Genomic DNA, 25,411 nt, shown 5'->3' with positions numbered 1-25,411 from the left:
ATGTCCGCAGAAGTGATCTACGACCAGGCGTCGCGTGTCTACCCCGGCAACCCGGGCGTGCGCGCGGTCGACAAGCTGAGCCTCGACGTGCCCGACGGCGAGTTCCTGGTGCTGGTGGGGCCTTCCGGTTCCGGGAAGTCCACCGCGCTGCGCATGCTCGCCGGGCTCGAGGAGGTCAACGAGGGCGCCATCCGGATCGGCGACCGCGACGTGACCGACCTGCCGCCGAAGGACCGGGACATCGCCATGGTGTTCCAGTCCTACGCGCTGTACCCGCACATGACGGTGGCCGACAACATGGGCTTCGCGCTGAAGCTGCGCGGAGTGTCCAAATCGGACATCGACGCGAAGGTGGCCGAGGCCGCCGCGATGCTGGACCTGACCAAGTACCTCGAGCGCAAGCCGAAGGCGCTCTCCGGTGGTCAGCGGCAGCGGGTGGCGATGGGCCGCGCGATCGTGCGCGAGCCCAGCGTGTTCCTGATGGACGAACCACTGTCCAACCTGGACGCGAAGCTGCGGGTGGAGACGCGCGCCAACATCGCGAAGCTCCAGCAGCGGCTCGGCACCACCACCATCTACGTGACCCACGACCAGGTCGAGGCCATGACGATGGGGGACCGGGTGGCGGTGCTCAAGGACGGCCACCTGCAGCAGTGCGATTCGCCGCGCGAGCTGTACGAGAACCCGTCGAACGCGTTCGTGGCCGGTTTCATCGGCTCGCCGGCGATGAACCTGGCCACGCTGCCGCTCACCGACCGCGGGGTCAAGCTCGGCGAGCTGACCGTGCCGCTGCCGACCGCGGAGCTGACCGCCGCGCGGGAGGACGGGCTGTCGGAGGTCGTGTTCGGCATCCGGCCGGAGTCGCTGCGCCTGGTCGGGGAAGCCGACGACGGCTTCGAGCTGGTGGTGGAGCTGGTCGAGGAGCTGGGTGCGGACGCGTACCTGCACGGCAAGGTCGGTGACGACCGGTTCGTGGTCCGCGTCGACGGCCGCACCCCGCCGCGTATCGGCGACAACGTGCGCGTCGCGCTGCGCGGCGAAGGCGAGACGCACGCCTTCAACCCGGACACCACCTTGCGCCTGCGCTGAGCCAGGTATGCCGTGAAGGCCGCCTTCAGGAATTCCTGAAGGCGGCCTTCACGGCGTTTACCGGAGTGCGGACGCGAGCACGGTGCGCACCATGTGCAGTACGGCGGCGTGGTCCGGCGGTGGGCCGGTGCGGTCGGCGAACTGCAGGTGCCCCGCCCCGACGAGGGTGGGGGCGAGGGCGTCCACGTCGGCGTCCTGGGTGAGCCGGCCGAGGTCGCGTTCGGCGGCGAGGTAGCCGGCGAGCATGCGGGCCGCGTCGGTTGCCAGCGGGATGCCGTTGCCGGGCCGGGCCGCGCGGAGGCGGGCGCGCAGCTCGTCGCGGAAGGTGATCAGCGCGACGATCGACACCGCGACCGACTCGAACAGCTCGGTGAGCACCTCGGCGACGGTTTCGGCCACGTCGCCGGTCCCGGCCCGGTCGAGCAGTTCGGCCGACCGCGCCTCGAAGCGGTGCAGCCGGTCGAGCACGAGCTCGGCGAGGAACTCGTCGAAATCGCTGAAATGCCGGTGCAGCACGCCCTTCGCGCAGCCGGCCTCGTCCGTCACCGCCCTGCTGGTCAACGCGCTCGGCCCGGCTTGCCGGAGCACGCGCTCCGCGGCGTCGAAGAGCTGCGCGCGCACGTCGCGAAGGTGGATCCCGGTCGGCACAACGGTCCTTTCCTACCACCCTTTCCCGGGGTGGCCTTTTCAAGTGGGCGCTCGCCCACTAGCGTGGGCACATGCCCACTTTACCGGCCGAGCGCCCGGAACCACACCAGCACCGGCAGATGGCGGAGTCCTTCGGCGTGGACGCACGCCGGTACGACCGAGCGCGGCCGCGTTATCCGGTCGAGCTGGTCACGGCCGTCCTCACGGGGAGCCCGGGTGCGGAATTCCTGGACGTCGGCTGTGGCACCGGAATCGAGGCCCGGCAGTTCCAGGCCGCGGGAGCCACCGTGCTCGGCGTCGAGCCGGACGCGCGCATGGCCGAGTTCGCCCGGGAGACCGGCGTGGCGGTGGAGGTGGCGAGGTTCGAAGACTGGGACCCGGCAGGCCGGACCTTCGACGCGGTGGTGTCCGGCCAGGCATGGCACTGGGTGGACCCGGACGCGGGTGCGGCGCAGGCGGCCAGGGTACTGCGCCCTGGCGGCCGGTTCGCCGCGTTCTGGCACGTCTTCCAGCCGCCGGAGGAAGTCCAGGAGGCCTTCGCGGCCGCGTTCCGCCGCGCGGTCCCCGATTCGCCGTTCGCCGCCGGCTCCCTGAAGCAGCCCAGCCTGCCCGCGTACCAGCCGATTCTCACCAAAGCGGCGGACGGACTTCGTGCCTCCGGCGCGTTCGCCGAGCCCGAGCAGTGGGCTTACGACTGGACGCAGAGGTACGACCGCGACGAATGGCTCGACCTGCTCTCCACGCAGGGCGGCCTCACCGGCGTGTCCGCCGCGCAGCGGGACCAGGTGCTGTCCGCGGTCGGCGCCGCGATCGACGAGCTGGGCGGACAGCTCACCACCACCTACACCACCGGGGCAGTCACCGCAGTCCGCCTCGTGAGTGCGCACGCCGGCTAGCACCGGCCCGCGCACTCACGAGTGGCTCACTCCTGCAGCGAAAGGGCCTGGCTCGGGCAGACGTTCACAGCCTCACGGGCCTTCTCGACCAGTTCACCCTCGGGCTTGTCGTTGAGCACGATGACCGTGCCGTCGTCCTCGCTCTGGTCGAACAGCTCCGGTTCGGTCAGCACGCACTGGCCGGCTCCGACGCACTTGCCGGTGTCCGCGATGATCTTCATGATTTCCTCTTCCTTGCTCGTGGTGGGAGCACCCTGATCCTTACCAGGTGACGGGCAGCTGGTACAGGCCGTAGATCGCCGCTTCGTCCTTGAATGCCAGGTCGTCGACCGGTTTCGCGAGCTTCAGGGTCGGGATGCGGCGGAAGAGGGTGTCGAAGACGATCTGCAGTTCGGCGCGGGCGAGGTTCTGGCCGAGGCACTGGTGGGGACCGAAGCCGAAGGCGACGTGGTGGCGTGCTCCGCGCTCGAGATCCAGCCGTTCCGGTGATGCGAAAACATCCGGGTCCCAGTTCGCCGGGTACCCGAGCACGACCACGCCGTCACCGGCCCGGATGGTGGTTCCGCTGATTTCGACGTCTTCGGTCGCCACTCGCGCGGTCACGGCGTCGACGATGGTGAAGTACCGGAGCAGTTCCTCGATCGCGGGAAGCGTGCGGCCGGGGTCGGCCTGGATCTTCGCGAGCTGGTCCGGGTTTTCGAGCAACGCGACAGTGCCGAGCGAGATCATGTTCGCGGTGGTCTCGTGCCCGGCGACCAGCAGCGAGAACGCCAGCGAGACGAGTGCTTCGTGCTCGTACGTGCCCTCGGCCCGCAGCTTCACGATCTGCCGGCCGAGCAGGTCGTCGCCAGGGTCGGCCTCCTTCGCCGTGACGAGGTCGCTGAGATAACTGCGCAGCCGGCCGACCGCGGCATGCCGTTCCTCCTCGACGTTGTCCCGGCTGGCGAACTTCCTGGTGTTTCCCTGGAAGAAGTCGTGGTCTTCGTAGGGGACGCCGAGCAGTTCGCAGATCACCAGCGAGGGCACCGGCAGTGACAGCATGTCGACCAGGTCGACTTCACCGCCGATCGAGAGCATGTCGTCGATCAGGCCGTCGACGATCTCTTGGATGCGTGGCCGTAGCGCGTCGACGCGCTTCACGGTGAACTCGCCGAGCACGGACTTGCGGGCCGCGCTGTGCTCGGCCGCGTCCATCGAGATCATCGGGCGCGCCTGGCTGCCGCGGAACGGGTTACCGCCTTCGACCAGGAACGGGTAGCCCGGATGGAACCGGTTCGAGGAGAACCGCCGGTCGTTCAGCACGCGCCGGGCGTCCTCGTGCCGGGTGACGACCCAGGCGTGCTTGCCGTCCGGAATGCTGACCTGCGTGAGCGCCTGGTCCTCGCGCATCCGGGTGTACTCCTCGGGTGGCGCGAACGGACACGTGCGGGCGACCGGCAAGACCGGCTTTTCGGCTGTGGTCATCGCTTTCCCTTCACCGGGTGACGGGCAGCTCGTACAGGCCGTAGACCGACGCGTCGACCTTGAATGCCAGGTCGTCGACCGGCTTCGCGAGCTTCAGGGTCGGAATGCGGCGGAACAGTGTGTCGAACACGATCTGCAGCTCGGCACGCGCGAGGTTCTGGCCGAGGCACTGGTGCGGGCCGAAGCCGAACGCGACGTGGTGGCGTGCCCCGCGCTCGAAGTCCAGCTGTTCCGGGGACGTGAAAACGTCCGGGTCCCAGTTCGCGGTGTAGCCCAGCACGATCACGCCGTCGCCTGCCGGAATGGTGGTCCCGCCGACCTCGAGATCCTCGGTCGCCACCCGGGAGGTCGCGGTGTCGACGATGGTGAAGTACCGGAGCATTTCCTCGATCGCGGGAAGCGTGCGCCCGGGGTCGGCCTGGATTTTCGCGAGCTGGTTCGGGTTCTCGAGCAATGCGACAGTGCCGAGCGAGATCATGTTCGCGGTGGTCTCGTGCCCGGCGAGCAGCAGCAGGAACGACATGGAAACCAGCGCCGCGTGCCGGTAGGTGCCCTCGGCGCGAAGCTTAACGATCTGGCGGCCGAGCAGGTCGTCGCCCGGGTCGGCCTCCTTCGCCGTGACGAGGTCGCTGAGGTAGGTGCGCAGTTGTTCGAACGCGTTCCGCCGGTCCTCCTGCTCGGTGTCCCGCCTGATCAGCTGTTTCGTGTTCTCCTGGAAGAAGTCGTGGTCTTCGTAGGGGACGCCGAGCAGTTCGCAGATCACCAGCGAGGGCACCGGTAACGACAGCATTTCGACCAGGTCGATTTCGCCGTCGCGGGCGAGGATGTCGTCGATCAGGCCGTCGACGATTTCCTGGATGCGTGGCCGCAGCGCGTCGACCCGCTTCACGGTGAACTCGCCGAGCACGGACTTGCGCGCCGCGCCGTGCTCGGGCGCGTCCATCGAAATGAGCGAGGGCTCCTGGTTCTTGCGAAACACGTTGCCGCCCGCGACCAGGGACGGAAAACCGTCCTTGGACCGGTCGGACGAGAAGCGACGGTCGTTCAGCACGCGCCGGGCGTCCTCGTGCCGGGTGACGACCCAGGCGTGCTTGCCGTCCGGAATGCTGACCCGGGTGACCGCCTGGTTCTCCCGCATCCGGGTGTACTGCTCGGGTGGCGCGAACGGACACGTGCGGGCGACCGGCAGAACCGGGTTCTCGGTGGTGGTCATCGCGTTCTCCTTCACCAGGTGACGGGCAGCTCGTACATGCCGTAGATCGACGTGTCGACCTTGAACTGCAGCTCGTTCACCGGCTTCGCGAGCTTCAGGGTCGGGATGCGGCGGAAGAGGGTGTCGAAGACTATCTGCAGCTCGGCACGCGCGAGGTTCTGGCCGAGGCACTGATGGGGACCGAAGCCGAAGGCGACGTGGTGGCGTGCTCCGCGCTCGAAGTCCAGCTGTTCCGGGGACTCGAAGACCTCCGGGTCCCAGTTCGCCGGGTACCCGAGCACGATCACGCCGTCACCGGCCCGGATGGTGGTTCCGCTGATTTCGACGTCCTCGGTCGCCACCCGTGCGGTCACGGTGTCGACGATGGTGAAGTACCGCAGCAGTTCCTCGATCGCGGGGAGCGTCCGAGCGGGATCGGCCTTGATCTTCGCGAGCTGGTCCGGGTTCTCCAGCAGCGCCATGGTCCCGAGCGAGATCATGTTCGCGGTCGTCTCGTGCCCGGCGATCAGCAGCAGGGAAGCCATCGAGACCAGTGCTTCGTGCCGATAGGTGCCTTCGGCGCGCAGCTTCACGATCTGCCGCCCGAGCAGGTCGTCGCCCGGATCGGCCTCCTTCGCCGTGACGAGATCGTCGAGGTAATCGCGTATCCGGTCGATCGCTTCCCTGCGTTCCTCGAACGGGACCGTGAGCCGCAAGGCCTTCGACGTGTTCTCCTGGAAGGAATCGTGGTCTTCGTAGGGCACGCCGAGCAGTTCGCAGATGACCAGTGAAGGTACCGGCAGGGAAAGCGTCTCCACGAGGTCCGCTGTGCCGTCTCGCGCCAGCAGATCGTCGATCAGGCTGTCCACGATCTCCTGGATCCGCGGCCGCAGGGCGTTGGTCCGCTTCACGGTGAATTCGCCGAGCACGGACCTGCGGGCCGGGCCGTGCTCCGGCGCGTCCATCGAGATGATCGAACGCTCCTGGTTCCCGCGGAACGGGTTGCCGCCGTCCGACAGGAACGGGAAGCCCGGGTTGAACCGATCCGAGGAGAACCGGCTGTCGCCCAGTACGCGCCGGGCGTCCTCGTGCCGGGTCACGACCCAGGCCTGCTTGCCGTTCGCGATCTTCACCTGCGTGAGCGTCTGGTCCTCGCGCATGCGCGTGTACTGCTCCGGCGGCGCGAACGGGCACGTGCGCGACACCGGCATCGCCGGCTTTTCGGTGGTGGTCATCGCGTTCTCCTTCACCAGGTGACGGGCAGCTCGTACAGGCCGTAGATGACCGCGTCGTCCTTGACCGCGAGGTCGTCGAACGACGTGGCGAGCTTGAGGGTGGGGATGCGGCGGAACAGGGTGTCGAAGACGATCTGGAGCTCGGCGCGGGCGAGGTTCTGGCCGAGGCACTGGTGCGGGCCGAAGCCGAAGGCGACGTGGTGGCGTGCCCCGCGTTCGATGTCGAACTCCGTGGGCTCCTCGAAGGCCTCCGGGTCCCAGTTGGCGGCGTAGGTGGTGAGCACCACGCCCTCGCCGGCACGGACTAGCGAGCCACCGATCTCCACGTCCTCCTTGGCGATCCGCGCCGTGGTGTCCACAATGGAGTAGTAGCGGAGCAGCTCCTCGATCGCGTCGAGCGTCTTCTCCGGCGCGGCCTTGATCATGGCGAGCTGGTCCGGGTGGCGCAGGAACGCGACGGTGCCGAGCGAAATCATGTTCGCCGTGGTCTCGTGGCCCGCGGCGAGCAGCAGGAACGAGAGGCTCACCAGCTTGCCGCGGTCGTAGGTGCCCTCCGCGCGGCGCTTCGCGATCTGCCTGCTCAGCAGGTCGTCACCCGGGTCGGCCTCCTTCTCCGCGAGCAGCCGGTCGAAGTAGGCCCGCAGCCGGTCGAGCGCGTCGTCCCGGTCCTCCCGGCTGGTGTTGCGGTTGATCAGCCGGGTCGTGTTGTGCTGGAAGAAGTCGTGGTCGTCGTAGGAGACCCCGAGCATTTCGCAGATCACCAGCGACGGCACCGGCAACGACAGCTTCTCGACCAGGTCGACTTCTCCGCCGGTCGCGAGAATGTCGTCGATCAGGCCGTCCACGATCTGCTGGATCCGCGGCCGCAAGGCGTTGACCCGCTTGACGGTGAACTCGCCGAGCGTCGCCTTGCGCTCCGGGCCGTGCTGCGGCGCGTCCATCGCGAGCATGGTGCGTTCTTCCTCGCGGCGGAGCGTGCTGCCGCCCTTGATCAGCACCGGGAAGTCCGGGCGGAGCCGGTCGGCGGAGAATCGCGGATCGTTCAGCACCTGCCGCACGTCCTCGTGCCGGGAGACCAGCCACGCCTGCTCGCCGCGGGGAAGCCGGACCGGGCGCAGCGCCGCCTGGGTGTGCTGCGCCGGCGGAGCGAACGGGCACGTGCGCAGCGCGGGGAGCTCTTCCATGGTCGTCATCGCGGGCTCCTCACCAGGTGACCGGCAGACAGTGCAGGCCGAAAATGGACGAATCGTGCTTGAACGGCAGCTGCTCGAACGGCACCGCGAGGCGCAGCGTCGGAATCCGGCGGAACAGTGTGTCGAACACGATCTGCAGCTCCATCCGCGCGAGGTTCTGGCCGAGGCACTGGTGCGCGCCGAAGCCGAACGCGACGTGGTGACGTCCGCCGCGGGTGATGTCGATCCGGTCCGGCTCGGGGAAGACGGTCTCGTCGAAGTCGGCCGCGTGGCTGAGCCCGAGCACGCCTTCGCCTTCGCGGATCGTGACGCCCGCGATCTCCACGTCCTCCCTGGCCACCCGCGAAGTGGCGAACTCGGCGATGGTGAAGTACCGCAGCAGCTCCTCGACCGCGTCGAGGGTCTTGCCGGGGTCCTCCTTGATCAGGGCGAGCTGGTCGAGATTCCTCAGCAGCGCGACGGTGCCGAGCGAGATCATGTTGGCTGTGGTCTCGTGTCCGGCGATGAGCAGCAGGAAGGCCAGGCTGACCAGGTCATCGTGGTCGTAGGTGCCCTCCTCGCGCTTCTTCTCGATCTGGCGCCCGAGCAGGTCGTCGGTGGGCGCGGCCTCCTTGGTGGAGACCAGTTCGCTGAGGTAGTCCTGCAACGCCTCGACCGAGTCGGCGCGCTCGTCCGACTTCACGTCCCGGTTGAGGATCATCGAGCTGTGCTGCTGGAAGAAGTCGTGGTCGGCGTAGGGGACACCGAGCTGTTCGCAGATCACCAGCGACGGCACCGGCAGCGACAGCGCGGTGACGAGGTCGGCAGGCTGGTTTCCGGCCAGGATCGCGTCGAGGTGCGTGTCCACGATCTCCTGGATCCGAGGCTGCAGCGCCTTCATCCGCTTCACCGTGAACTCGCCGACGACCTCCCGTCGCGCCGGGCCGTGCACCGGCGGATCGAGGTTGATCAGCGAGGGCGTGAGGTTCGTCCGCCGCCGCTGGGCCCCGTCGCGGAAGAGGATCGGATAGCCGGGGTTGAACCGGTCGGAGCTGAACCGCGGATCGTTCAGCATGGCCCGCACGTCCTCGTACTTGGCCAGCACCCAGGCCCGCTGTCCGCTGGGCAGCTCGACCAGCTTCGCCCGGGCCTGCTCGTACTCCCGGTACTCCGGCGGGGGCGCGAACGGGCAGCTCCGCACCAGCGGGAAGTCGGCAGGCTCCGGCTCGACGGCGTCGCCACCGGACTGTTCCGGCCTGCCGGTTCCGTGCGCGACCGGGCAGGTGGCCGCCGCCGAACCGGCCGCGGCGGTGCCGGCGTCGGTGGTACCCGCGGCGGAGGTGCTGGCGTCGGTGGTACCGGCCTCGGAGGTGCCGACTGCGGTGAGTGTGGCCGCGTCGGTGGTCGGTGAGGTGGGCACTTCGGGCGCGGTTCCGGCCGGTGTGGTTCCGGCGAGCTCGGATGCGGCGACCTCGGTCATGGTGGGACCCCTTTTGGTGGAAATGCACCGTTACGGAACGAATGTGGAGGATTACATTCCGGTTCACTGCCCACGGTACCGAAGTGGACGATCGTCGTCCACTAGCAACGGGGTGACAATTACTGTCCGGAGTGTGCCGTTCGAGGCGTGCGAGAATCCCTGCGCACGCCGCAGGCGTGTGGACTGGGAGGATGATCGGGATGAGTGCGGACCCGCACACGCCACTACGCGCGGATGCTCGGCGAAACCGCGACCAGATCATCGCCGCCGCCCGTGCGATCTTCGCCGAACAGGGCCCCGAGGTCCCGATGGAGGAGATCGCCCGCGCGGCCGGCGTCGGCGTGGGCACGCTGTACCGGCGTTTCCCCGACCGGGACGCCCTGATCAGCGCGGTGGCGGTGGACAACTTCGCCCGTGTCCTGAACGACGCCCACGCGGCCGTGGCGGAGGAGCCGACTGCCTGGAGTGCCCTGGTCCGTCTGCTCTACCAGTCGGTGGAACTGCAGCTGTCGCTCCAGCTGGCGATGCTGTCGCTGCGGGCGCAGGAGATCGTCCGCGAGGACCCCACCATCACCGGGCTGCGCCAGGACCTGCTCACCGAGGTGGAATCCCTGGTCCGCGCCGCCCAGGACGAGGGGCATCTCCGCAAGGACGTCGGTGCCGGCGACGTGGCGCTGCTGTTCGCCGTCCTGCTCCGCCGGCTTCCGTCCCGGCAGAAGGACCTCGCGGAGATGTCCACGGCCCGGTGCGTCGCCATCATGATCGACGGCCTGCAGTCCCAGCCCGGTAGCGAGCTGCCCGGCCGCCCCCTCGGCCGCGACGACCTCCGTTGACCCGATAGCAGTGTCGTCTGCGCTCGGCGCTTCCAGAGCGTGGCGAGTCGAAGGTTTCCTTGCAGTTCCTTGTAGTTCCGTACGTTCGGACGTGTGAAGCCCGAACGGGTTGCTTCACGGGGAGTGATGTCACAGGCGGGCATCCGAGTGCGGCCGTGGGCGTCTTCCCGGTTGAGAGCGATCACGGTGGATGAATCACCGGCCGATCGCCTGTCACCGGAGGAAAGTCCGTCCGGTCATCGAGGAAAAGGGGAGAACCCATGACCATTCGCACGACGGTTCGCCGTACCGCCGCCGCCCTCGCCGTCGCCGGTGTCGCCGCCGGGGCCGGTGCCTGCTTCGCGACCAGCGCCAGCGCCGCACCGGCCGGTGGCGAGCCGACGGTCTTCGCCTGCACGGCGAACCAGTTCACCACCAAGCTGGTGCCCGGCGACGCCGGCGCGGGCAACCGCTACGCCGCCCTGCAGTTCACCGCGAACCAGGGCGAGCGCTGCTACCTTCCTGGCAATCTCGACGTTTCCCTGAGCGGCGCGGACAACGTGCTGATCGACAACCAGGCACGGGCCGACGCGCCCGCCGTGGCCATCTCCAACGGTTCGTCGGCCTACGTGCCGCTGCACTGGACCGCCATCGCGGGCGGCGACGAACAGCAGACCCCGAACGGTGTCACCGTGACCGCGCCGTCGGACTCCAACCAGCACGGTGACTACATCAACCCGAACGTGCTCGTCGACTGGAACCTCGGCGCGGTCGACGCCAACGAGGGCAGCCACACCATCGACGTCGGCGCAATGACTCGGGGCGTCGCCCCGACGGTGTAATCACGGCGCGCGACACCGGGACACGCAACACCGGGACGCGCACGACACCGGGGCGGGTGGTGCCAGGGGGCGCCACCCGCCCTTAACTGTCTACAACAGACTGTTCCCGAGCCGAGCCGAGCCGAGCCGAGCCGAGCCGAGCCGAGCCGAGCCGAGCCGAGCCGAGCCGAGCCGAGCCGAGCCGAGCTGCCAGCTCGATCCGCTGCCGGCTCATACTCCCAGTGGATGCCAGACCGTCTTCGCCTCCAGGTAGCGCCGCAGCCGGCTCAGGTCGGGTTCGGTGGTCCAGTCGGGTTCGGCATCCGGGACGGTGAGGACTCGCTTCACCGTGCCCGCCGCTTCCTGGGCGAGGTGCACGCGCTCGTCCGGTGTGGCGCCGGTGGGGTCGAGTGCGTTCACGTCGCCGTGCGAGGCCAGCCACGACCCCAGTTCCGACGCCCGGCCGGTGAGGATGTTCGCCACCCCGCCCGGAACATCCGACGTCGCCAGCACTTCCGACAGCGTGATCGCCGGCAACGGCCGGTCCGCGCTCGACACGACCACGGCCGTGGATCCGGTGGCCAGCACCGGCGCCAGCACGCTCACCAGCCCCAGCAGTGACGACTCCTGCGGCGCCAGTACCCCGACCACCCCGGTCGGCTCCGGGACGGTGAACGAAAAGTACGGTCCGGCAACGGGATTGGCCGCGCCGAGCACCGAGGCGATCTTGTCCGTCCACCCGGCGTACCAGACCCACCGGTCGATCGCCGTGTCCACCCGCGCTCCGGCCTGCTCGGCCGACAGCCCTTCGGACGCCGCGACCTCCGCGGTGAACTGGTCGCGGCGGCCCTCCAGCACCTCGGCCACCCGGTAGAGCACCTGTCCCCGGTTGTACGCGGTCGCCGACGACCAGCCGGGGAAAGCCTTGCGCGCGGCCACCACGGCTTCCCGCAGATCCTTCCTGGACGCGTGCGCCGCGTTGGCCAGGAACGTGCCCGCCGCGTCGGTCACCGGATAGACCCGGCCGGACTCCGACCGCGGGAACTTGCCACCCACGTAGAGCTTGTAGGTCTTCGCCACGGAAATCCGCGTGGACACCCGGGAACCGGACACTCCCGAATCGGATGCTGTCGAATCAGACACTGAGGTACGCCTCCAAGCCGGTACGTCCGCCTTCCCGGCCGAACCCGGATTCCTGGTAGCCGCCGAACGGTGCGGCGGGATCGAAGCGGTTGAACGTGTTGGCCCAGACGACTCCCGCGCGGAGCTGGTTGGCCATCCACAGGATGCGTGAGCCCTTTTCGGTCCAGATTCCGGCGGACAGCCCGTACGGGGTGTTGTTCGCTTTCGTGACCGCTTCCTCCGGGGTGCGGAAGGTGAGCACCGACAGCACCGGTCCGAAGATCTCCTCGCGTGCGATCCGCATCGACTGGTGTACTTCGGAAAACACCGTGGGCGCGAAGAAGAACCCACGGTCGGGCACCGGGCACGGGCTCGTCCAGCGCTGCGCGCCCTCGGCGTCACCGGACTCCACGAGGCCGTGGATCTTGGCCAGCTGTTCTGCCGAGTTGATCGCGCCGATGTCGGTGTTCTTGTCGAGCGGATCACCCAGCCGCAGCGTGGAAACGCGGTGGCGCAGCTTGTCGAGCACCTCCTCGGCGACCGACTCCTGCACCAGCAGCCGCGATCCGGCGCAGCACACGTGACCCTGGTTGAAGAAGATCCCGTTGACGATCCCCTCCACGGCCTGGTCGAGCGGAGCGTCGTCGAACACCACGTTCGCCGCCTTGCCGCCGAGTTCCAGGGTGAGCTTCTTGCGGGTGCCCGCCACCGTGCGCTGGATCAGCTTGCCGACCTCGGTGGAGCCGGTGAACGCGATCTTGTCCACGTCCGGGTGCTCCACAATGGACGCACCGATGTCGCCCGCGCCGGGCAGGATGTTCACCACGCCCGGCGGCAGCTCGGCCTGCCGGCAGATGTCGGCGAACACCAGCGCGGTCAGTGGCGTGGTCTCCGCCGGCTTGAGCACGACGGTGTTGCCGGTGGCCAGCGCGGGTGCGATCTTCCACGCCAGCATCAGCAGCGGGAAGTTCCACGGGATGACCTGGCCGGCCACTCCGAGCGGCTTCGGATCCGGGCCGTAGCCGGCGTAACCGAGTTTGTCGGCCCATCCGGCGTGGTAGAAGAAGTGCGCGGCGGCGGTGGGAACGTCGGAGTCCCGCGACTCCTTGATCGACTTGCCGTTGTCGAGTGATTCCAGCACGGCCAGCTCGCGGGAGCGTTCCTGGATCAGCCGGGCGATGCGGAAGAGGTACTTCGCCCGTTCCGCGCCCGGCATTTTCGACCAGACTGTGTCGTAGGCGCGGCGGGCCGCCCGTACCGCGGTGTCCACATCGGACGCCGACGCGGTGCCGACCTCCGCGAGGATCTCCTCGGTGGCCGGATTGACCGTCTTGAGCGGTTCCCCCGAGCCGTCCACGAATTCGCCGTCCACGAATGGCTTGTAGTGGTCCTTGAGGTTGGCGATGGCGCGCGATTCGGGTGCGGGCGCGTAGTCGAAGATGCCCATGTCAGTCCACCGTCACGTAGTCAGGGCCACTGTAGTGGCCGTCCACCTGGGTGCGGCGCTGCAGCAGCAGGTCGTTGAGCAGGCTGGAGGCCCCGAACCGGAACAGCTCCGGGGTGAGCCATTGCTCGCCGGCGACCTCGTGCACCGCGACGAGGTACTTGATCGCGTCCTTGGTGGTCCGGATCCCGCCCGCGGGCTTCACCCCGCGCAGCTGCCCGGTCCGCGTGAACCAGTCGCGCACCGCCTGCAGCATCACGTGCGTGACCGGGAGCGTGGCGGCGGGCGACACCTTGCCGGTGGAGGTCTTGATGAAATCGCCTCCGGCGAGGAGCGCGAGCCAGGAAGCCCGGCGCACGTTGTCGTAGGTGGCCAGCTCCCCGGTCTCCAGGATCACCTTGAGATGCGCCTCGCCGCAGGCCGCCTTGACCGCGCGGATCTCCTCGAACACGCCCATGTACCGGCCCTCGAGGAAAGCACCGCGGTCGATCACCATGTCGACCTCGTGGGCGCCGGCCTCGACGGCGAGCCGCGTGTCGGCCAGCTTCACCGCCCGGCTCGTGCGTCCCGACGGGAACCCGGTGGCCACACTCGCCACGTGCACCGCGCTGCCCGCGAGCGCCTCGACGGCTGTCTGCGCCAGATCCGGGTACACGCACACCGCGGCCACCCGCGGGCAGTCCTGCCGTTCCGGGTCCGGCCGCAGCGCCTTGGCCGCGAGCGCACGGACCTTACCGCGGGTGTCGGCGCCTTCGAGCGTGGTCAGGTCGACCATCGAGATGGCGGTGTCGATCGCCCATCGCTTGGCCTCCTTCTTGATGCTCCGGGTGCCGAGCCCCGCCGCGCGCTGCTCGACACCCACCTGGTCGACGCCGGGCAGCCCGTGCAGGAACCGCCGCAAGCTCGCGTCGTCGCGAGTCACGTCCGCCAGCTCCGCCGGGGTGTCCGGCGTCGCTGACGGGCTGGTGGTAGCTGTCATACCGCTGAGTGTATGTGCGCTACGGCCCGTGCCGGGTCACTCACCGGAATCTGTGGATGACTGAGCGAAGACGGCCGAGTTGTCCACAGATTCGGTTCGGGCCTCCCGAGCGGCCCGCCCCGGGTGTAGACCGGAGTCATCAGAGTGTGAGGCGGAACAGCCGCTCCGGGGCCCCGGTGGCCTTCGGACGCGGGGTGAACGCGCAGAACTCGCTGACCATCGGTACCTGCCGGAGGCCCGCCTGTTCGGTGTTCGCCGTCAGATCGAGGGTGGCCAGCGTGGTCACCTGGAGCGGGCCGGACTGTTCCTTGAAGCTCAGGGTGTTGAAGCCCGGCACGTCCCCGCCGTGGCCCCAGACCACGGTCGGCTTTCCGCACAGCGGGGTCAGGTCGACGCGCATCAGCCCGAGTCCGTAGTCGAAGCCTTCGTCGAGGCCGGTGGTGGTGTCGACGCCGGGCACCGTCGTCTTCATCGCGTCGAGGAGCGCGGGCGGCAGCAGCCGTCCGCCGAGAAGGGCACTGAGGAAATGGTTGAGATCGGGGCCGCTGGAGATCAGCTGGCCGGCGCCGAGGTAGCGCGAATAGTTGTAGGTCGTCACGTCCGTGAGCGGGTGCGGCGCTGGGTACGCCTGTTCGTAACCGTGTGCCGCCGGCCGCGGCACGAACGGGAAGTCGCCCGGGAGGAAGGTGCTGTGCAGCCCGAGCGGGCGGGCGATCCGCTCGTAGAGCACGCGGGCCAGCGGCTTGCCGGTCACGTGTTCGACCAGCAGCCCGAGGATGTTGTAACCGGTGTTCGAGTACGCCCAACCGGTGCCCGGCGCGAACAGCAGCGGTTGTGTGGTGCTGAGCCGCACCGCGCGCTCGTCGTCGAAGTGCACGAACCGCTCGGTGTCGAGTTCTTCGGCCGTGGCCCAGCTGTGTTCGAGCGGCAGGTCCCGCGGCACGCCGGCGGTGTGCTGCAACAGCTGGCGCACCGTGATGGGCTCCGGATAGGGGAGCAGGCCGGGCAGCCGCTGCTGGACCACGTCCTCGAGCCCGAGCCGGTGCTCGGCCACGAGCTGCAGAACCACCGTGGCAGTGAACGTCTTCGACACGCTGCCGACCCGGAACTGTCCGCTGGGGTCTGGCGTGCCGCGCCGGTCCAGCACCTGCCGGCCGGCCGAGCCTCGCCAGTCCGGGGCGACCGCGGTCATCCCGGGAATTCCGGCGGCCACCGCGGCGTCGAGTGCCGCCTGGCGGCGGTCCGGCGCCGCGTGCGCCGGGGCCGCGGTGACCAGCGCGGCACCGGTGAGCAGGCACAGCACGACACGAACGAAACGCATGTTCTTCCCCCAAGGGTCCGGCTCCGGCTCCCCTCGCCGGGCTCACCCCGGTGGTACCGGGACCTCGCGCGGTTGGCAAGTCGAGCTGCCCCCGCGCGAGGAAGGTCAGGACTCGATCCGCGGAGCGTCCTTCGGTGCGGCCGGCTTCCGGTACACGACGACGCCGCCCCAGAATCCGAGCCCGTTGATGGTCACGGTCGGCGCGGTCGGTGGGGCGGGCGGCGCATCCGACTTGTCCTCCAGCATGAAGCTGCCCATCAGTCCGATGCCGGTCACGTCCACGTTGATGTCGTCGGGCACGGTGATCTCGATACCGCCCATGATCGCGACGGCCGTGATCGTGCACTGCTTCTCCGCGAAGCGCGCGTTGCGCAGGTCGATTTCGGCCCCGCCCCAGAACGCGAAGCTGGTGTGCTGCGGCGGCAGTACCCAGCTGCCCTTGCGGACGGCCCCGGACATGACGCCGACCGAGACAGCCGACCCTGGGTGCCCGCCCACTCGGTTGTCCGGCAGGCCGAGCGCCCGGCCGGAGGCCGGCTGCAGCGCGGTCGACGGGGCGCCGGCGGTGCCGGGCAGATCGGCGGTCACCGGCTTGAGCTCGCCGAAGGTCTTGGCCGCGTAGACGGTGGAGAGCCGTTCCTCGAGCTCGGTGATGGTGATGCGGCCTTCGGAAAGCGCTTGGTGCAGTACCTGCGCGACCTGTTCGCGGTCGGCGTCCGAAATCCGCATCTGGTCCGGGCCCGGAAGGGCTGGGTCTTCGCTCACCCGCGGCAGCCTAGCTCGGTCGTGGACGGTCTGGGGTCGGTTCGACGACGGTTAGGGGCCATCATGAGCCGATGGCGTCAGGATCGGCAGGAACCCTCGTACTCCCCGACGGTGCCGCGGTGCGTCCGCGCGGGCTCCGGCACCCGCGGCCGCCCGGCCCGGAACCGGTCTTCGGCCTGTACCTCGGTTCGCGGCGCCTCCGGGCGAAACACGAGGCGAGCCTGCACTGGGACCACGAGTGGATTCGCTGGCCGGACTTCCTGCTGCCGCTGGACTGGGCCGCCGCCCGGCGTGACCTCCGGGCGCTGCACGCGCGCGCCGCCGCGGGCGAGGCCGTGGAGCTGGCCTGCCACGGCGGCGTCGGCCGCACCGGCACAGCGCTGGCATGCCTGGCGACGCTCGGCGGCCTCGGTCCGGACGAGGCCGTGACCTGGGTACGTGAGAACTACAACGGACGCGCCGTCGAGACTCCTTGGCAACAGCGCTGGATCCGGTGGTTCGCGAACTCCGGCGTACCGCACTGACGAACCGTCGGTGAGGTGCCTGGCGCGGTGGCGGCGTCGGTGTGGTCCGGCGGCGAGTGGAGGCTCCGAGCCGGCTTCTGCTGCCGGGGTCCGTGCGCGACGGCGGTGGCCCGGCGTGGCAGCTAAATTGTGCGGCATGGATGTGCACGTCGTCGATCACCCGCTGGCCAAGGCCCGCCTTTCCACGATGCGTGACGCGCGGACGGACAGTGCGGCGTTCCGGGCCGCGCTGCACGAACTGACCGTGATGCTCGTGTACGAGGCCACTCGCGAAGCTCCGGTGCGCACCGAGCGCATCCACACGCCGGTCGCTCGCACCGAGGCCTACCGGCTGGCCAGTCCGCCGTTGCTGGTGCCGGTGCTGCGGGCCGGCCTCGGAATGGCCGACCAGGCGCACAAGCTGATCCCGGACGCGCAGATGGGGTTCGTCGGCCTCGCCCGTGACGAGGAGACGCTCAAGCCGACGCCGTACCTGGAGTCGTTGCCCGAGACGCTCGCCGATCGGCCGGTGCTGGTGCTCGATCCGATGCTGGCCACGGGCGGATCCATGGAGTACACCATCCGGCTGCTCACCGACCGTGGCGCCACGGATGTCACCGCGATCTGCGCGCTGGCCGCACCGGAAGGACTCGCGCACCTGGAACAGACCGGGCTGCCGGTACGAGTGGTCACCTCGAGCGTCGACGAGCGGCTCAACGACTCCGGGTTCATCGTGCCCGGCCTGGGCGACGCGGGTGACCGGCAGTACGGCGCGGTCTGAACCGGCTGGGTGCGGTCGCGCGCTGCCGAGCCGGGAAGACAGCCCGGTCCGGTGCTGCGCTGCCTACTGGGGAGGACAGCGGGTGCGGTGGCGTGCTGCCGAGCCGGCCGGTCAGCCCGGGGGAGCGGTGGAGGTTGCCGCGGGCGCGCTGCGGAGCCAGCCGGAAGCGTTGGCGTGCAAGGCTTTCTCATAGGAGCCCGGCGCGCTGAACTCCGGCGGAAGAGTGCCGGCCATCTCCAGGGAGACCAGACCGTGCACGAGGCCCCATGAGCTGACCGTGATCAGCTCGGGTGCGACGTCGGCGAACTGGCCCGACGTCACGCCGTCGCGCGCGATCTGTTCGAGGGGTTCCAGGGTGGCGCGGGCGAGGCGTTCGGCCTCGGTGTTCGGTTCGAAGCCGGGTACCGAGCGGGTGAACATGATCGCGTACAGATGCGGGTCGGCGAGTGCGCTGTCCCGGTAGGCGATGCCGAGGCGGACGAGGTCTGTCACGGCGTCGCCGGTGCGGGTGATGCCGGTCAGCCGTGCGCCGAACCGGCGGAAGCCTTCCACGTACAGCGCGTTGACCAGGTCGGGCTTACTGCCGAAGAGCGAGTAGACCGCGGTGGTGGAAGTACCGGCGTCGGCCGCCAGCTTGCGCAGGGACAGGGCCTTCGGGCCGTCGCGCGAGATCAGCTCGCCTGCCCGGTCGAGCAATTTCAGCCGGAGCGCTTCGTCGTGCGTGCGGGGCCGAGGCATCGGCCGAGCGTAACGCGACGTTGTTATCAAACGCGAGCCCAGCGCCGGGGCACGTCACCCGGTGCGGAGGGACCTGGGAAAGGAGAGTTGACCTGGAGCGCGCTCCAGGTCGTACTGTCGAGCGTATGAGCTACTCGATAGCGGAAGCGGCGCGACGTAGCGGCCTGTCGATCGACACCCTTCGGTACTACGAGCGGATCAAGCTGCTCGATCCGCCCGCCCGGGACTCCGCCGGGCGGCGAGCGTACTCCGACGACGACCTCACCTGGCTCGGGTTCCTCACCAAACTGCGGCTGACCGGGATGCCGATCAAGAGCATGCGGGAATACGCGTCACTGCGCAGCCACGGCGTCGCGAGTGCCGGACGGCGCAAGGCGATCCTCGTGGAGCAGCGTCAGTCGGTGGCGGAGCGGATCACCGAGCTGCAGGGGTGCCTGGACATTCTGGACTACAAGATCAGCAATTACGACCAGATCGAGCGCAAGGCCTTCGGGCAGGCGCCGGCGTTGGAGGAGATCTCTGCGTGATCGGCACGAGAAAAATCGGCGGACTGGAAGTCGGCGCCCAGGGACTGGGTTGCATGGGGATGAGCCAGGCCTACGGCGTCCGGGACAACGACGACGAGTCGATCGCCACCGTGCACCGGGCGCTGGACCTGGGGGTGACGCTGTTCGACACCGCGAACGTGTACGGCGCGGGGGAGAACGAGAAGCTGGTCGGCCGGGCGATCGCGGGCCGGCGGGACGAGCTGGTGCTGGCGACGAAGTTCGGCATCGTCTGGACCGAGGACGGAATGACCGCCCGCGGTGACGCGGCCTATGTGAAGCAGTGTTGTGACGAGTCGCTGCGGCGGCTCGGGGTGGACCACATCGATCTCTACTACCAGCACCGGGTCGACCCGGACGTGCCGATCGAGGAGACCTGGGGCGCGCTCGCCGAACTCGCCGACGCCGGGAAGATCCGGCACGCGGGCATTTCGGAGGCCGGCGCCGCAACGATCCGCCGGGCCCACGCCGTGCACCCGGTCGCCGCGTTGCAGAGTGAGTGGTCGTTGTGGACCAGGGGCATCGAGGACGAAATCCTGGGCACCTGCCGGGAGCTCGGCATCGGAATCGTACCGTTCTCGCCGCTCGGCCGCGGTTTCCTCACTGGCGCGGTCACGTCGCTGAAGGACCTGCCGGACGACGACGTGCGCCGCACCATGCCCCGGTTCGCCGACGGCAATTTCGAGCGGAACCTGGCGATCGTGGACGCGCTCCGGACGCTCGCCGCGGAGAAGAAGGTGACCGCAGGGCAACTGGCGCTGGCCTGGGTGCAGGCGAAGGGACCGGACGTCGTCCCGATCCCGGGTACGAAGCGGCGCAAGTACCTGGAGGAGAACGTCGCGGCCGCGGAGCTCGAACTGTCCGAAAAGGACCTGGCGGCCATCGAACAGGCCGCCCCGTCCGACGCGGTGGCCGGAGCCCGTTACCCGGAACGCCTCGCCCGTGCCGCGGGGAGGTAGTCACCGTACCTGCGGGTCGCGGCGCTGGTGAACCGTAGTGCCGCCGGGAGGCACCACCGCACCTTGGGCCACAGCGCTGGTGGACGGTAGTGGCGGCTGGGTAGTGCCGTTGGCCACCAGCGTTGGCGGGCAGGCGTGTCGTCGGGCGACAGCGTCGCTGGCCAGCGTTGCCGGGTGGCGGTGGCAGCGCCGGCCGGGGGCTCGGGCGTTGCAGGAAGATCCGGTGTGCTGCCGTGGGGACGGTGGCGTATCCGGGCTTCGGCCATGTGCTCGTGCTGGTGCTTCGTCCGGTGCGGAGGTGGGCCGTGCGGCGGCGCTTCGTCTCGGGTGGCATGGGCGCGGGGGTCCGATGGTGGGCGTTGCAGGAGTGGGTCGTCCGGTAGCGGATGGTGCAGGAGTAGGCCGTGCGGCAGTGGTCGATGCGGAGCTGGGCCGTGCGGGAGCGGGCGGCGTGACAGTGGGCCGTCCGGCGGCGGGCGCGGGGCGTTGCCGCCTGGTCGGGTACGGAAACCGGGCTACAGCAGGGTTCCCAGAGGGCCGAGGTCGAGGTTCAGGTCCGCGGCGGAGAGGTCGTAACGCTCGCGCAGTTCCGTCAGGCGTTGGTCCAGCAGCATCAGGGTGAGTCCGAGACGTTCTTCTGCTGATTCGGTCAGCCCGCCTTCCTCGACTCGCCTCAAGGCTTGGCGTTCCATGAGCTGGCGTAGCAGTTCGATGATCGTCAGGACCAGTTTCATCAGATCTCGTTCCACCGAGTCCGGGTCTGTTTCGATGCGGGCGGGCACGGCGCGGGCGACGTCGCGCAGGGTGGCTCCGGGTTCGGGCTCGTGCATCGGCGCTCCTTCACCAGGGGGCTGGTCGGTCTTCGCGGATCGACGTGATCAGTGCGCGCAGCGAGATGTGCACCAGGTCGATCTCGGCGACCGACAGCACGATGTCCCCGGTCAGCACCACTCCACCGGCGAGCAGCCGGTCCAGCAGGTCGACCAGCGCCAGCCGGTCGGCGCCGTCCGCGGACACTTCCACGCTCACCGGACTTCGACTTCCGCGAACGAGTACGGCGCCCAGGGGCCGGTGACCTCGACGTCGAATCCCGGAGCGTCCGGCAGCTGCCGGGCTCGCGCGAGGAAACGGTCTCGGTCCTCGTGTGGTACCAGACAGGCAAGGTTGAGGACGTTGCTGCCGGCGCGGCCGGAGAGGGCGGCGTCCTGGTTCCGATGCCGGTGCAGGTGGACCGCGATGCGGGCGAGTTCTCGCTCGACGCTCTCGGCGACGTCCGCCGCGTCGCGGGTCCGGGTGTCCCGCGCTTGGCGTTGCCGCAACCGCTGCCGCAGATAGGAACGTCCGTCGCTGGGGACCTCGGCAGGCGGTTCCGAGGCGGAATCCGGGTGCGGCGCGAAGACCTTGACGCCCCATTCGGAACTGCCCCTGGTGCGCTGCAGCGCTGCCGACAGCTGCGTGGCGTGCGTGTCGAGCATGTCCCGCACCCGGTCCTCGTCGTGGTAAATCGTTGCCAGCCGTAGTGGCAGGACCGAGGCGCGACGGCTCGCCTCGTTCACGACGTCGTTGTGCGCACGGGCGACTTCTTCCAGCCAGGCGAGGTTTTCCAGCTTGTGCTGCAAAGTCGTTTCGGAGAAATCCTCGTCCGGTACCCGGCTGACGACGACGGTCAGCCCCGCGCCCGACAACGTGCCGACCGGATGACCACGAAGCCCGGTGACGCCGTCGAGCAGACCGTCCGGCGCCAGGTCGGTGACCGCATAGCAGTACCAGCTCACTGCTCCGACCGCCCTCCTCGCGCGAGTTCGAGTTGCTCGCGCAGCCTCGTGTTCTCCTCGACGAGGTCCTGGCGCCGCGAACCCGACGACAGCGACGGATCGTGTTCCCACCAGTCGATCCCCATTTCCTTGGCACGGTCGACCGAGGCGACCAGCAGCCGCACCTTGATGGTCAGCAGCTCGATGTCGAGCAGGTTGACCTGGATGTCCCCGGCGATCACGATGCCCTTGTCCAGCACCCGTTCCAGGATGTCGGCGAGGTTCGCCCCGCCGCCGGAACCCGTCGCCGGCCGGGCGGCGGTCAGTGGCCGGCCGGCGGGCAGAGTGGGCTCACTCATCGTGCTACCTCCTGCTCCCCGGGCGCACGGGCCCGCGTCGTGCCGGCCTGCGTCGCGCCGGCCTGTCAGCCGGCTCCTCTTCGGGCTCGTCCTCGGGTTCCTCGTCAAACTCGTCGCCGGACTCCTCGCCGGACTCGTCGCCGGCGCCCGATCCGTCTTCCGGCAGGTCCTCGTCGTCCTCGGCGGGTTCCTCCTCGTACTCACCGTCCGAGCCGTCCGAGCCGGTCTCGTCGGATTCCTCGTCCTCCCGCACCTGGTCCGGGGTACGTACGACCTCCCCGTCCCGGATCTCGCCGCGCCAGCCGTCGTCCGACGCCTGTCCGGCCATCGTGATGAACCGGCGGAAGTGCTTGAGGTCCAGCCGTGCCCGGCGGCCCTGGGCACGCCAGATGTTCCCGGTCTTCTCGAACAGGCCAGCCGGGTAGTACTCGATGACGAGCAGGACCTTGGTCAGGTTCGCGGTGAGTTCGTGAAAGGTCACCGCGCCCTTGATGGTGCCCTTGGCGCCCTCGGTCGTCCACACGATGCGTTCGTCGGGTATCTGCTCGGTCACGGTCGCCTTCATCGACCGGTTCGACCAGAAGATCTTGAACCGCCACTGCGAGGTGGTTTCGTCGGACCGGTCGGCACTCACGACGCCCTTGCCGAAGTCGCTGAACTTCTGGAAATCAGTCCACTGGTCGTAGGCCTCGCGCACCGGAACACCGACGTCGATGTCCTCGACGATGTTGATGACCTTCTTGCCTCCCGAGCCCCCGCCGCGCTTGCCCAGCAGGCCCGAGAACGACTTCTTCACGGCGTTGCCGCCCGCCTCGGCGACCGCGCGGAGCGGGGACTTCCCTTCGGCGATCTTGTCACCGGCGGTGAAAAGACCTTTCAGGGAACCGTTGTCGGAGGTGTCGGCCAGCCGTCGCGATGCCTCGCCCAGCTTGGTACCTGCTGAGGACATCACCTGTTCGGCCTTGGCCTGCGCGTAGTCCTCGCCGGCCTGCAGCAGCTGCTCAGTAGCGGGATGGCGAGACGCCAGTTCACGCAGCTTCGCCAGAGGGCCGCCGCTTTCGTTGTCATGACGGGATTCAGCCACGGTTCGCCTCCGCACGGTTCGCGGTACGTTTCTGCGGTTTGCGCGCCGTGCCGCTCGACGACGACCGCTTACGCGTGGTGGCGGACGAAGCCGGGGAACCGCCGGACCGCTTCCGCACCGGCTTTCGGTCGTCCTCGGGTGCCTGGTCCTCGGATACCTCGTCCGCGGGTGCCTCGTCGTCGGAGGGCGTGGCTTCCTCGAGGTGGCCGACGGCCTTGTCCCGCAAGCTGTCGGTGTGTCCCTGTAAAGAGTCAGCCAAACGTCCCGCTTGGTGGGTCAGGATTCCGGTCGCCAGGTTCCGCCCCGCGCCCAGCACCTCGTCACGCAGCTGGTCGCGTACCCCCGCCAGTTCGGGGGAAGAACCGAGTTCCCGGGTGAAGTCCGAAAGCAGTTTTTTCGGATCGAGATTGAGTTTCTTCCCGACGAGCCAGGCACCCATGGTGATGGCCACTTTGGCTTTTTTCTTCCTGCCCAGGACGTAGCCACCGACCACGGCGGTGGCGATCTTCATTCCCGGTGTCATCTGTTCGCTCCGTTCATCCGGCTGCCCCCCGGTTGAATTCTTCGAGCAGATCGAGTACTTCGTCTTCCCGGCGGTCGAATTCCTCCTCGTCGAGCTCACCGGCCACGAGCTGCTGCTCCAGCCGGACCAGTTCGCCTTTCAGCTGTGCGGCCTGCTCCTGTTCCGCGGCGTCGATGACCTGGTCCACCGCCCACAGGGCCCCGCGCACCGGGGCCAACGGCAGGAGAACGAGTTCGCCGAGCAGCCCCACTAGTCCTCCCCGGTGAAGCTGTAGGGAGGCAACGGACCCTGCGTGCGAACCTCGGCCACGGCCTCGACGGTGCCGGCCAGCCATTGCGTTGCTTCGCCGAATTCGGCCACCCGGTCCTTCGATACCAGAAACGAGACGTTGAAGAAACATCCGTCGACCGCCGGCCCTGGAGAATGCTCCGATGCCAGCGGAAGAAGGTGTTCGAGAATCGCGTCTGCGTCCGTACGTTCGCGTTCGGCCAGCCGTCCGGCGACCAGTTCGCCGAACCGGATCTGCTCATCCTGCGGTCCGCCCGGGTGCGTACGGATGTTTTCGGCCAGCTGACGCAAGGTGTCATCTCCGGCAAGGAGCTGTCCGAGGACGGCCTCCTCGCGATGCGCCACTTTGACGTTCATCTCGACGTGCCCACGCACCCGCCGCAGGATCGCCGCATACACGTCGGCTTTTTCCGCGACCGCCTGTGCCACGGCCTCGTCGTCGGCGGCCAGGACACCGAAACGCATCGGCAGGGTCGGCCCGCCGTCGCACAGCACCTGCAGGACCTGTTGGTGCGCAAGCAAATCCCGACGTTTGGCGCGAAGTTCGCCCTGGACGTCGCCGACGACCGCGCTGAGCGCTTCTCCGGCCGGCAGCATCCGTGCGGGCGTCGGCGACGGCCCCACCCCGCGCAGGCCGTCGACCTCGCCGGGGTGATCGGCGAACGTGATGCCGTACAGGTAGGTGGTCATTCGGCGGACCTCGTGGTGCTGCGACGACCACGGCTGCGAGGTCGCTCCTCGTCGTCCTCGTTGTCGCCGGACTTGTCGCTGGATTTCTGGAACTGCTCCGCGAAGGTTTCGACCGCACCGGTCAGCGCGCCCTTGGACTTCCCTTTCGCGCCCTTTTCGGTCACCTCGCCCAGCAGCTCCGGCAACGTCGTGGCGTTCGAGGCATGTTCGAGATCCAGGCGGTTGCACGCCTCGGCGAACCGCAGGTAGGTGTCCACACTGGCCACCACGATCCGCGCGTCGACAGTGAGCAGTTCGATGCCCACCAGTGACACCCGCACGAACGCGTCGATCACCAGTCCCTTGTCCAGGATCAGCTCGAGGATGTCGTAGAGGTTGCCGGTACCCGGACCGCGCTGCAGCTGGCTGCTCGCGGCCGACCGGGTGGTCGCCGTGGTCATGGAAATCGCCTTCCCGTCTTCATCGATCGGCTTGACCGCGTGCGTAACGCCGAATCTGCTCGTAGCCGAGGAAGCCACCGTGGGCGTCGATCCGGACGCGGTAGGTGGCCATCAGGCTCGTGGTGTCGGGGACGCGTTCCAGCTCCACCACCTCCACCAGCAGAGCCCATCCGTCACCGTCCTTTGTGAACGCTGACACCGAATCGACGTCCTTTTCGGTCAGCTGCTCGAACAGATCACGCGTCGCGCGCAGCAGATCGGCAGGTGAACCCCGTTCTGCCGCCGGTGCCGCGCCTTCGTCGCCCAT

Annotated in this window: 31 protein-coding genes; 8 read left to right on the top strand and 23 right to left on the bottom strand. The window is 68.9% G+C overall.

The window, feature by feature from the left end:
- Entirely contained in the window at positions 1–1,089 is a 1,089-nt protein-coding gene (locus BJY18_RS18500; RefSeq protein WP_184781164.1) for an ABC transporter ATP-binding protein, read from the top strand.
- A gap of 57 nt (positions 1,090–1,146) precedes the next feature.
- Here the strand turns inward: BJY18_RS18500 and BJY18_RS18495 are convergent, their stop codons facing one another.
- Entirely contained in the window at positions 1,147–1,737 is a 591-nt protein-coding gene (locus BJY18_RS18495) for a TetR/AcrR family transcriptional regulator (protein ID WP_184781163.1), read from the bottom strand.
- A 119-nt stretch (positions 1,738–1,856) separates the two neighbouring features.
- Here BJY18_RS18495 and BJY18_RS18490 point away from each other — a divergent pair, with 119 nt between their 5' ends.
- On the top strand, positions 1,857–2,633 hold the full coding sequence (locus BJY18_RS18490) for a class I SAM-dependent methyltransferase (RefSeq protein ID WP_221459534.1): 777 nt from the start codon (positions 1,857–1,859) through the stop codon (positions 2,631–2,633).
- Between the two features lie 26 nt (positions 2,634–2,659).
- On the opposite strand, the gene BJY18_RS18485 is transcribed toward BJY18_RS18490, so the two are convergent.
- Genes BJY18_RS18485 through BJY18_RS18460 form a run of 6 tightly spaced genes read right to left on the bottom strand, consistent with a single transcriptional unit; the run spans position 2,660 to position 9,176 of the window.
- Entirely contained in the window at positions 2,660–2,854 is a 195-nt protein-coding gene (locus BJY18_RS18485; protein ID WP_184781161.1) for a ferredoxin, read from the bottom strand.
- Between the two features lie 40 nt (positions 2,855–2,894).
- Positions 2,895–4,097 (bottom strand): cytochrome P450, encoded by a 1,203-nt coding sequence (locus tag BJY18_RS18480; RefSeq protein ID WP_184781160.1) that lies wholly within the window; start codon positions 4,095–4,097, stop codon positions 2,895–2,897.
- A gap of 10 nt (positions 4,098–4,107) precedes the next feature.
- Positions 4,108–5,310 carry a cytochrome P450 gene (locus BJY18_RS18475; RefSeq protein ID WP_184781159.1) on the bottom strand — a complete coding sequence of 401 codons (1,203 nt, stop codon included), beginning with the start codon at positions 5,308–5,310 and terminating at the stop codon, positions 4,108–4,110.
- Positions 5,311–5,321: 11 nt separating this feature from the next.
- The gene (locus tag BJY18_RS18470; RefSeq protein WP_184781158.1) at positions 5,322–6,524 is read right to left on the bottom strand and encodes a cytochrome P450; all 1,203 of its coding nucleotides are present in this window, start codon (positions 6,522–6,524) and stop codon (positions 5,322–5,324) included.
- Positions 6,525–6,535: 11 nt separating this feature from the next.
- Positions 6,536–7,717 carry a cytochrome P450 gene (locus BJY18_RS18465; RefSeq protein ID WP_184781157.1) on the bottom strand — a complete coding sequence of 394 codons (1,182 nt, stop codon included), beginning with the start codon at positions 7,715–7,717 and terminating at the stop codon, positions 6,536–6,538.
- A 10-nt stretch (positions 7,718–7,727) separates the two neighbouring features.
- A complete protein-coding gene (locus tag BJY18_RS18460; RefSeq protein ID WP_246458911.1) occupies positions 7,728–9,176 on the bottom strand; it encodes a cytochrome P450 in 1,449 nt (482 codons plus the stop codon).
- 200 nt (positions 9,177–9,376) lie between these two features.
- Here BJY18_RS18460 and BJY18_RS18455 point away from each other — a divergent pair, with 200 nt between their 5' ends.
- Positions 9,377–10,009, top strand: a complete 633-nt coding sequence (locus BJY18_RS18455) for a TetR/AcrR family transcriptional regulator (RefSeq protein ID WP_184781156.1) — start codon at positions 9,377–9,379, stop codon at positions 10,007–10,009.
- Positions 10,010–10,269: 260 nt separating this feature from the next.
- Positions 10,270–10,830: a DUF4232 domain-containing protein gene (locus BJY18_RS18450; RefSeq protein ID WP_184781155.1), complete on the top strand. Its 561-nt coding sequence runs from the start codon at positions 10,270–10,272 to the stop codon at positions 10,828–10,830.
- Positions 10,831–11,040: 210 nt separating this feature from the next.
- On the opposite strand, the gene BJY18_RS18445 is transcribed toward BJY18_RS18450, so the two are convergent.
- The 5 genes from BJY18_RS18445 to BJY18_RS18425 all read right to left on the bottom strand — a co-directional run bounded on the left by BJY18_RS18445 (position 11,041) and on the right by BJY18_RS18425 (position 16,404).
- On the bottom strand, positions 11,041–11,907 hold the full coding sequence (locus BJY18_RS18445) for an aldehyde dehydrogenase family protein (RefSeq protein WP_184784698.1): 867 nt from the start codon (positions 11,905–11,907) through the stop codon (positions 11,041–11,043).
- Positions 11,908–11,944: 37 nt separating this feature from the next.
- Entirely contained in the window at positions 11,945–13,378 is a 1,434-nt protein-coding gene (locus BJY18_RS18440; protein ID WP_184781154.1) for an aldehyde dehydrogenase family protein, read from the bottom strand.
- A 1-nt stretch (position 13,379) separates the two neighbouring features.
- Positions 13,380–14,354: a deoxyribose-phosphate aldolase gene (deoC, locus tag BJY18_RS18435; protein WP_184781153.1), complete on the bottom strand. Its 975-nt coding sequence runs from the start codon at positions 14,352–14,354 to the stop codon at positions 13,380–13,382.
- 139 nt (positions 14,355–14,493) lie between these two features.
- Positions 14,494–15,675, bottom strand: a complete 1,182-nt coding sequence (locus BJY18_RS18430) for a serine hydrolase domain-containing protein (RefSeq protein WP_184781152.1) — start codon at positions 15,673–15,675, stop codon at positions 14,494–14,496.
- A 105-nt stretch (positions 15,676–15,780) separates the two neighbouring features.
- Positions 15,781–16,404: a DUF1707 SHOCT-like domain-containing protein gene (locus BJY18_RS18425; RefSeq protein ID WP_184784697.1), complete on the bottom strand. Its 624-nt coding sequence runs from the start codon at positions 16,402–16,404 to the stop codon at positions 15,781–15,783.
- Between the two features lie 107 nt (positions 16,405–16,511).
- Here BJY18_RS18425 and BJY18_RS18420 point away from each other — a divergent pair, with 107 nt between their 5' ends.
- Entirely contained in the window at positions 16,512–16,964 is a 453-nt protein-coding gene (locus BJY18_RS18420; RefSeq protein ID WP_184781151.1) for a protein-tyrosine phosphatase family protein, read from the top strand.
- A gap of 136 nt (positions 16,965–17,100) precedes the next feature.
- Positions 17,101–17,724 (top strand): uracil phosphoribosyltransferase, encoded by a 624-nt coding sequence (gene upp / locus BJY18_RS18415; RefSeq protein ID WP_184781150.1) that lies wholly within the window; start codon positions 17,101–17,103, stop codon positions 17,722–17,724.
- Between the two features lie 111 nt (positions 17,725–17,835).
- Here the strand turns inward: upp and BJY18_RS18410 are convergent, their stop codons facing one another.
- Positions 17,836–18,462: a TetR/AcrR family transcriptional regulator gene (locus BJY18_RS18410; protein WP_184781149.1), complete on the bottom strand. Its 627-nt coding sequence runs from the start codon at positions 18,460–18,462 to the stop codon at positions 17,836–17,838.
- Between the two features lie 125 nt (positions 18,463–18,587).
- Between BJY18_RS18410 and BJY18_RS18405 the strand changes: the two genes are divergently transcribed.
- Together BJY18_RS18405 and BJY18_RS18400 are read left to right on the top strand one after the other, a co-directional pair.
- Positions 18,588–18,989: a MerR family transcriptional regulator gene (locus tag BJY18_RS18405; RefSeq protein WP_184781148.1), complete on the top strand. Its 402-nt coding sequence runs from the start codon at positions 18,588–18,590 to the stop codon at positions 18,987–18,989.
- The gene (locus tag BJY18_RS18400) at positions 18,986–19,966 is read left to right on the top strand and encodes an aldo/keto reductase (protein WP_184781147.1); all 981 of its coding nucleotides are present in this window, start codon (positions 18,986–18,988) and stop codon (positions 19,964–19,966) included. Before BJY18_RS18405 ends, BJY18_RS18400 begins: the two co-directional genes overlap by 4 nt.
- A 515-nt stretch (positions 19,967–20,481) precedes the next feature.
- Here the strand turns inward: BJY18_RS18400 and BJY18_RS18395 are convergent.
- Genes BJY18_RS18395 through BJY18_RS18350 form a run of 10 tightly spaced genes read right to left on the bottom strand, consistent with a single transcriptional unit; the run spans position 20,482 to position 25,411 of the window.
- Complete coding sequence (locus BJY18_RS18395) at positions 20,482–20,796, bottom strand: gas vesicle protein K (protein ID WP_184781146.1); 315 nt, start codon at positions 20,794–20,796, stop codon at positions 20,482–20,484.
- Between the two features lie 10 nt (positions 20,797–20,806).
- Complete coding sequence (locus tag BJY18_RS18390; RefSeq protein WP_312873887.1) at positions 20,807–20,995, bottom strand: gas vesicle protein; 189 nt, start codon at positions 20,993–20,995, stop codon at positions 20,807–20,809.
- On the bottom strand, positions 20,992–21,741 hold the full coding sequence (locus BJY18_RS18385) for a GvpL/GvpF family gas vesicle protein (RefSeq protein ID WP_184781145.1): 750 nt from the start codon (positions 21,739–21,741) through the stop codon (positions 20,992–20,994). Before BJY18_RS18385 ends, BJY18_RS18390 begins: the two co-directional genes overlap by 4 nt.
- Positions 21,738–22,079, bottom strand: a complete 342-nt coding sequence (gene gvpJ / locus BJY18_RS18380) for a gas vesicle protein GvpJ (RefSeq protein ID WP_184781144.1) — start codon at positions 22,077–22,079, stop codon at positions 21,738–21,740. The genes BJY18_RS18385 and gvpJ overlap by 4 nt, the downstream gene beginning before the upstream one ends.
- A 4-nt stretch (positions 22,080–22,083) precedes the next feature.
- Positions 22,084–23,163 carry an SRPBCC family protein gene (locus BJY18_RS18375; protein ID WP_184781143.1) on the bottom strand — a complete coding sequence of 360 codons (1,080 nt, stop codon included), beginning with the start codon at positions 23,161–23,163 and terminating at the stop codon, positions 22,084–22,086.
- Positions 23,156–23,686, bottom strand: a complete 531-nt coding sequence (locus BJY18_RS18370) for a hypothetical protein (protein WP_184781142.1) — start codon at positions 23,684–23,686, stop codon at positions 23,156–23,158. The genes BJY18_RS18375 and BJY18_RS18370 overlap by 8 nt, the downstream gene beginning before the upstream one ends.
- Before the next feature lie 13 nt (positions 23,687–23,699).
- Complete coding sequence (locus tag BJY18_RS18365; RefSeq protein WP_184781141.1) at positions 23,700–23,936, bottom strand: gas vesicle protein GvpG; 237 nt, start codon at positions 23,934–23,936, stop codon at positions 23,700–23,702.
- Positions 23,936–24,664 (bottom strand): GvpL/GvpF family gas vesicle protein, encoded by a 729-nt coding sequence (locus BJY18_RS18360; RefSeq protein WP_184781140.1) that lies wholly within the window; start codon positions 24,662–24,664, stop codon positions 23,936–23,938. Before BJY18_RS18360 ends, BJY18_RS18365 begins: the two co-directional genes overlap by 1 nt.
- Positions 24,661–25,104 carry a gas vesicle structural protein GvpA gene (locus tag BJY18_RS18355; protein ID WP_184781139.1) on the bottom strand — a complete coding sequence of 148 codons (444 nt, stop codon included), beginning with the start codon at positions 25,102–25,104 and terminating at the stop codon, positions 24,661–24,663. The genes BJY18_RS18360 and BJY18_RS18355 overlap by 4 nt, the downstream gene beginning before the upstream one ends.
- A gap of 19 nt (positions 25,105–25,123) precedes the next feature.
- On the bottom strand, positions 25,124–25,411 hold the full coding sequence (locus BJY18_RS18350) for a gas vesicle protein GvpO (protein WP_184781138.1): 288 nt from the start codon (positions 25,409–25,411) through the stop codon (positions 25,124–25,126).

Origin of the sequence: Amycolatopsis jiangsuensis, from assembly GCF_014204865.1 — a bacterium.
Taxonomy (GTDB): domain Bacteria; phylum Actinomycetota; class Actinomycetes; order Mycobacteriales; family Pseudonocardiaceae; genus Amycolatopsis; species Amycolatopsis jiangsuensis.
Note: the sequence above shows the minus strand (reverse complement) of the source record. Positions and strands in the feature narration are given on the sequence as shown.

Bases quoted from the DNA above. Each gene is read 5' to 3' on its own strand.
- BJY18_RS18500 (WP_184781164.1), top strand. From the start codon at position 1: ATGTCCGCAGAAGTGATCTACGACCAGGCGTCGCGTGTCTACCCCGGC.
- BJY18_RS18490 (WP_221459534.1), top strand. From the start codon at position 1,857: ATGGCGGAGTCCTTCGGCGTGGACGCACGCCGGTACGACCGAGCGCGG.
- BJY18_RS18485 (WP_184781161.1), bottom strand. From the start codon at position 2,854: ATGAAGATCATCGCGGACACCGGCAAGTGCGTCGGAGCCGGCCAGTGC.
- BJY18_RS18480 (WP_184781160.1), bottom strand. From the start codon at position 4,097: ATGACCACAGCCGAAAAGCCGGTCTTGCCGGTCGCCCGCACGTGTCCG.
- BJY18_RS18475 (WP_184781159.1), bottom strand. From the start codon at position 5,310: ATGACCACCACCGAGAACCCGGTTCTGCCGGTCGCCCGCACGTGTCCG.
- BJY18_RS18470 (WP_184781158.1), bottom strand. From the start codon at position 6,524: ATGACCACCACCGAAAAGCCGGCGATGCCGGTGTCGCGCACGTGCCCG.
- BJY18_RS18465 (WP_184781157.1), bottom strand. From the start codon at position 7,717: ATGACGACCATGGAAGAGCTCCCCGCGCTGCGCACGTGCCCGTTCGCT.
- BJY18_RS18460 (WP_246458911.1), bottom strand. From the start codon at position 9,176: ATGACCGAGGTCGCCGCATCCGAGCTCGCCGGAACCACACCGGCCGGA.
- BJY18_RS18455 (WP_184781156.1), top strand. From the start codon at position 9,377: ATGAGTGCGGACCCGCACACGCCACTACGCGCGGATGCTCGGCGAAAC.
- BJY18_RS18450 (WP_184781155.1), top strand. From the start codon at position 10,270: ATGACCATTCGCACGACGGTTCGCCGTACCGCCGCCGCCCTCGCCGTC.
- BJY18_RS18440 (WP_184781154.1), bottom strand. From the start codon at position 13,378: ATGGGCATCTTCGACTACGCGCCCGCACCCGAATCGCGCGCCATCGCC.
- deoC (WP_184781153.1), bottom strand. From the start codon at position 14,354: ATGACAGCTACCACCAGCCCGTCAGCGACGCCGGACACCCCGGCGGAG.
- BJY18_RS18430 (WP_184781152.1), bottom strand. From the start codon at position 15,675: ATGCGTTTCGTTCGTGTCGTGCTGTGCCTGCTCACCGGTGCCGCGCTG.
- BJY18_RS18425 (WP_184784697.1), bottom strand. From the start codon at position 16,404: ATGCGGATTTCGGACGCCGACCGCGAACAGGTCGCGCAGGTACTGCAC.
- BJY18_RS18420 (WP_184781151.1), top strand. From the start codon at position 16,512: ATGGCGTCAGGATCGGCAGGAACCCTCGTACTCCCCGACGGTGCCGCG.
- upp (WP_184781150.1), top strand. From the start codon at position 17,101: ATGGATGTGCACGTCGTCGATCACCCGCTGGCCAAGGCCCGCCTTTCC.
- BJY18_RS18410 (WP_184781149.1), bottom strand. From the start codon at position 18,462: ATGCCTCGGCCCCGCACGCACGACGAAGCGCTCCGGCTGAAATTGCTC.
- BJY18_RS18405 (WP_184781148.1), top strand. From the start codon at position 18,588: ATGAGCTACTCGATAGCGGAAGCGGCGCGACGTAGCGGCCTGTCGATC.
- BJY18_RS18395 (WP_184781146.1), bottom strand. From the start codon at position 20,796: ATGCACGAGCCCGAACCCGGAGCCACCCTGCGCGACGTCGCCCGCGCC.
- gvpJ (WP_184781144.1), bottom strand. From the start codon at position 22,079: ATGAGTGAGCCCACTCTGCCCGCCGGCCGGCCACTGACCGCCGCCCGG.
- BJY18_RS18370 (WP_184781142.1), bottom strand. From the start codon at position 23,686: ATGACACCGGGAATGAAGATCGCCACCGCCGTGGTCGGTGGCTACGTC.
- BJY18_RS18360 (WP_184781140.1), bottom strand. From the start codon at position 24,664: ATGACCACCTACCTGTACGGCATCACGTTCGCCGATCACCCCGGCGAG.
- BJY18_RS18355 (WP_184781139.1), bottom strand. From the start codon at position 25,104: ATGACCACGGCGACCACCCGGTCGGCCGCGAGCAGCCAGCTGCAGCGC.
- BJY18_RS18350 (WP_184781138.1), bottom strand. From the start codon at position 25,411: ATGGGCGACGAAGGCGCGGCACCGGCGGCAGAACGGGGTTCACCTGCC.